Genomic DNA, 4,866 nt, shown 5'->3' on the forward strand with positions numbered 1-4,866 from the left:
CTGCAGGCCATGAACACCGGCCACGAAGGCTCGATGGCCACCATCCACGCCAACACGCCCCGGGACGCCATCACCCGCCTCGAGCAGATGGTGGCGATGAGCGGCATGCGGCTGACGCCCGAATCCATGCGCGGTCAGATCGCCAGCGCCATCGGCATGATCGTCCAGGTGATGCGCCTGTCGGACGGCAAGCGGAAGGTGATGAGCGTCACCGAAATCACCGGCATGGAGGGCCAGGTGGTCCAGATGCAGGAAATCTTCGCCTTCCACCGCACCCACACCGGGCCGGACGGCATGGTGCACGGCGAGTTCCGGGCCACGGGCCTTCGGCCGCGCTGCCTGGACGAGATGATCCGCCGCGGCATCCCCTACGACACCGCCAACTTCGACCCCTCGAAGCCGCTGAGCTGACGCCATGCCGAACATCCAGCTCGACGCCAACGCCGTTTTCCTGGTCCTGGTCTTCGCGGCCGTTTTCGCGGCGGCGCAGGCCGGCATCGGCCTGGTGCGCGTCGCCAACGTCAAGCGCAAGGTCAACAAGCGGCTGGTCCTGGCCGAGAAGATCGGCGGCATCTCCGAACTGGTGCTGGAGCTGCGCAAGCAGCGCGGCCTGACGGCGAATGGTGAGAAGAAGGGCTGGCCCTGGCTCTCGGACCTGATCGTCCGCTCCGGCCTCACCTACGACCCCCGGCGCTGGGCGCTGCTGGCCCTGGGGGCCGGCGCCATCGCCGCGCTCGGGGTGTTCGTCGTCACCAAGAACCTGACGCTGGCCGCCATCGCGCCCCTGCCGGTGATGACCCTGGGCCCGATCTTCGTGCTGAAGTTCGTCGCCGGCCGACGCGCCAAGAAGCTGGGCTTCCAGCTGCCGCAGGCGCTCGACATCATCGTCCGCAGCCTGGAGGCCGGCCACCCGGTCCCGACCGCCATCGCCCTGGTGGGGCGCGAGATGTCCGACCCGATCGGCACCGAGTTCGGCATGGCCGCTGACGAGATCTCCTACGGCGCGACGCTGCAGGAAGCGGTGGACCGCGTCTCCGAGCGCTGCCAGCACCCGGACGTGGACCTGTTCGCCGCCACCGTGCGGCTGCAGGAGCGCGCCGGCGGCAATCTCACCGGGCTCCTGAAGCTCAACGCCCACACGGTGCGCGAGCGGCACAAGATGCGGCTGAAGATCAAGGCCGCCTCCTCGGAAGGTCGCGCCTCAGCGATGATCCTGACCTCGGCCCCCTTCCTAGTCGCCGCCATGCTGCAGCTGATCTCGCCCGGCTTCTACGGCGAGGTCATCCATGAGCCCTTCGTCCAGATGGGCCTGGGCGGCCTGACGCTTTGGATGTTCCTCGGCAACCTGGTCATGCAGCGCATGATCGACATGCGGATCTGAGCCGATGCCCCTCTCGATGCAGGACCTGGTCACCTACATCGCCGTCGCCCTCATCGCGATGGCGGCCGGCGGCTGCCTGCTGGCCGTGGCGGGCGAGGCCCGCGCCCGCGCCGTGCGCCGCACGCGGTTGAGCGGCGGGGCCGCCGCCGCTCCGCCGCGCCAGGGGCAGTTCACAGAGCAGCTGGCGGCGGGCATGCGCCGCCTCGGCCACAGCGCCGCGGTGCGCGACCCGGCCAAGCTGTCGGTCGTGCGCACCCGCCTGCTGCAGGCCGGCTTCTTCAGCAAGGAGGCGGCGGTCGTCTACCTGGGTGTCCGCGCCGCAGCGCTGATCGCCGCCACCATCGGCACCCTGATGCTGCTGCCGGTGGCGATGAGCGGCGCCGGCGGCATGGGCGCGGTGGTCATGGCCGCCGTGCTCTCGCTTGTGGCCCTTCTGGGTCCGGACCAGTTCCTCAACATGCGCAAGCAGTCGCGCGAGCGCGAGTACGCCGACGGCTTCCCCGACATGCTCGACCTTCTGGTCGCCTCCGTAGAGGCCGGCCTGTCGCTGGACGCCGCCGTCAGCCGGGTCACCGACGAGCTGGCCCGCCGCTATCCGAACCTCACCGTCCACCTGCGCTACCTGACTCTGGAGCTGCGCGCCGGCCGCGCCCGGAAGGAGGCCTGGTCCGGTTTCGCCGACCGGCTGGGCATCGAGGACGCCCGCTCGATGGCCACCATGCTGCGCCAGGCGGAGGACATGGGCACCAGCCTCGGCGAGACCCTGACGGTCTTCTCGGCCGACATGCGCAACAAGCGGATGCTGCGGGCCGAAGAGAAGGCGCTGGCGCTGCCGGCCAAGCTGACCGTGCCGCTGATCCTGTTCATCTTCCCCTGCCTGCTGGGCGTGCTGATCCTGCCGGCCGCCTTCCGGCTGTCGCAAAGCTTCAACTGACGGACCCGCGACGATCCGTCGCGCACCGGAAACCACAGCGGCGACAGCCGCTTAACCCCGCGAATTTACGGTCGCACCAGTAACCCGGCGCGTTGTGTAGCGGCTCGGGATGGAGGGCCCGCGCCAGATGAGCGCCGTCGCACGCCAGATCGAGATGCATGAGGAGGCCGCCCCTGAAGCGGCCCGGTTCACCGCCTCCAACGGCCGCGAGCTGCGCGTGTCCTGCCGGCTGGAGCCGGTGCTGGAGCTGAAGGCCTTCCGGCGCATCGGCTACCGCATGGCCCGCCAGGTGGTGGACGTGGAGACCGGCCAGCCGCTCTCGGTCGCGGACACCGTCAGGCTCACCCGGGCGGACCTGGAACGCATCGATCTGGCCACCCTCTCGCGCGGCCTCGACCGCCTGCAGGCGGAGTCCGAGGGCGCCAAGGAGCTGACGCTGACCCTGCCGGTCTCCTACGTCAGCCTCTCCAACCCGCACGGGCGCAAGGCGCTGGTCGACTATTTCAAGCAGGCCCGCGAGGCCGTGCTCAAGGGCCTGGTCTGCGAGGTCACCGAGATCGAGGGGGTGCCCGAGGTCGGTCTGGCCTCCGCCCTGGCTTCCATCCGTCCCTACTGCCTGCTGCTGGTGGGCCGCCGCTGCCCGCCGTTCGGCGACAGCCAGATCCTCGCCTCGGTCGGCCTGCAGGGCGCCTCGATCGAATGCCCATCCCACCTGTCCGACGACGCCGAATTCGTCGGCTGGGCCCGCCAGTCGACCGACGCCGGCCGCAAGGTGAGCCGCTCGATCATGGCCTTCGGCGTACCCTCCACCCGCCACATGGCCATCGCCGCCCACCTGGGCGCCTCGCACGGCAGCCTCCGGTCCGGGCCGGTGACCGCGGCGCCGGCGGACTGAGCAGCCCGGCCGCCGGTCCGAATTTGGACCGAATCGCGGGGCTAACCAGCTCGGCAGTTCGAGGGAGGCCGACCGTGCGGCATGCATTCCAGTTTCTGACCTTGGGCGCGCTCGCCCTGGCGCTCAGCGCCTGCGGGCACAACACCGAACAGCGCGCCGCCACAGGCGCGGCGGCCGGCCTGATCTTCGGCGGTCCGGTGGGCGCAGCGATCGGCGCCGGGGCCGGCGTGGTGATCAGCAAGACCCAGGACCGCTGAGCCTACGCCTCCAGCTCGACGTCCCAGTAGAGGAAGTCCAACCAGCTTTCGTGAAGGTGGTTGGGCGGGAAGCGGCGGCCGCGGTCCTGCAGCTCGAAGGCGCTGGGGCGGCGGGGCCTGTGGTGCGGGTGCATGGCCGCCTCCGCCGGGGTGCGGCCGCCCTTCACCAGGTTGCAGCGGGCGCAGGCGGTGACGATGTTTTCCCACGTCGTGCGCCCGCCGCGGGAGCGCGGGACCACGTGGTCGAAGGTCAGGTCCTCGCCCGAGCTGCAGTACTGGCAGGTGAAGGCGTCGCGCAGGAAGAGGTTGAAGCGGGTGAAGGCGGGGGGCCGGTCCTGGGCCACGTAGCTCTTCAGCGAAACGACGCTGGGCAGCCGCATCTTCATGGAGGGGGAGTGGACCTCCTGGTCGTAGGTCGAGATCACGTCGACCCGGTCCAGGAACACCGCCTTGATCACCTCCTGCCACGGCCAGAGCGACAGGGGGTAGTAGCTGAGTGGGCGGAAGTCCGCGTTCAGCACCAGGGCCGGCCAACCGGAGGGCGGGTGGCTAAGCACCTGCATGGCCGGGCCTTTCGGCGAGCCTCGAGGCTCTTATCGGGAACGCTACAGGACTGAAGACGAAGCCTCGTCGCTAGGAGCCCCAGGACACGAATCGACGAACGCCGATCCGCTTGCAAGGAGCATAGGGGAAAAACCGTGGCGTCTCCATGACGGCGGGCCGGAACGAGCCGAACCGGCCCGCGTCATTTGCGCCGCATGTGGCTTACGCGCCCAGGGCGGCGGCGCCGCCGACGACGGCGAAGCTGATGAACAGCAGGAAGACCGCGGTCAGCTTGTCGGCGGTGCGGGCGAAGGTGTTGATGGTCATCTCAGATCTCCTTGGTCGGGGTCCAGACCGAAACGATCTGAACAGTGACAAGATAGGCCAATCTAAGCGGCGTTCAATTATCGATTTACGCTGTACGGGTATGCGGATTTGCATAGCCCACTACCTCCTCCGCGAAGCGGGAGGTAGCTGTTCCGGGGACGAGCAGCGCCCAAACGAAAAAGGGGACCCCGTCGGGTCCCCTTCGTACGGCGGGAGTGTTGACCGGCTTAGACGAGCGTCACCGTGGCGAACGCCGCCAGGAGGCCGAGGCCCACGAAGAATGCGGGAGCCGCGCGATCGAAGAGCCGTTCAAACGTTACGAGAGACATGACACACACCTTTTGAGTTGAACCCCCGGGGGAGCGGGGGCGTTTTGTTATTTGAACAACGATAAGATAACGCTGATCTGAGCGGCGTCAAGATGTATCTTTACGCCGTACAGATTCAGATTTAGGGTGGAGCCTATGAGAGAAACTGCAACCGCCGAAGCGCGCCCCTACCACCATGGCGACCTGCGACGGGCGCTGAT

At 68.6% G+C, this 4,866-nt stretch carries 6 protein-coding genes; 5 read left to right on the top strand and 1 reads right to left on the bottom strand.

Features of this window, described 5'->3' with window-relative positions; all coding sequences use genetic code 11:
- The 5 genes from VHK87_RS05805 to VHK87_RS05825 form a co-directional block, all read left to right on the top strand.
- Positions 1-411 (top strand): ATPase, T2SS/T4P/T4SS family (locus VHK87_RS05805; RefSeq protein ID WP_329633952.1); only part of this gene is annotated, 411 nt, incomplete at its 5' end.
- Positions 412-415: 4 nt separating this feature from the next.
- The gene (locus VHK87_RS05810; protein WP_329633953.1) at positions 416-1,381 is read left to right on the top strand and encodes a type II secretion system F family protein; all 966 of its coding nucleotides are present in this window, start codon (positions 416-418) and stop codon (positions 1,379-1,381) included.
- Positions 1,382-1,385: 4 nt separating this feature from the next.
- Entirely contained in the window at positions 1,386-2,315 is a 930-nt protein-coding gene (locus VHK87_RS05815; RefSeq protein WP_329633954.1) for a type II secretion system F family protein, read from the top strand.
- A gap of 127 nt (positions 2,316-2,442) precedes the next feature.
- The gene (locus VHK87_RS05820) at positions 2,443-3,210 is read left to right on the top strand and encodes a hypothetical protein (protein ID WP_329633955.1); all 768 of its coding nucleotides are present in this window, start codon (positions 2,443-2,445) and stop codon (positions 3,208-3,210) included.
- 74 nt (positions 3,211-3,284) lie between these two features.
- Positions 3,285-3,467 carry a hypothetical protein gene (locus tag VHK87_RS05825; RefSeq protein WP_329633956.1) on the top strand — a complete coding sequence of 61 codons (183 nt, stop codon included), beginning with the start codon at positions 3,285-3,287 and terminating at the stop codon, positions 3,465-3,467.
- Between the two features lie 2 nt (positions 3,468-3,469).
- On the opposite strand, the gene VHK87_RS05830 is transcribed toward VHK87_RS05825, so the two are convergent.
- Complete coding sequence (locus tag VHK87_RS05830; protein ID WP_329633957.1) at positions 3,470-4,030, bottom strand: HNH endonuclease; 561 nt, start codon at positions 4,028-4,030, stop codon at positions 3,470-3,472.
- Positions 4,031-4,866 lie beyond the last annotated feature (836 nt).

Origin of the sequence: Phenylobacterium sp. (assembly GCF_036263695.1) — a bacterium.
Lineage (GTDB): Bacteria > Pseudomonadota > Alphaproteobacteria > Caulobacterales > Caulobacteraceae > Phenylobacterium.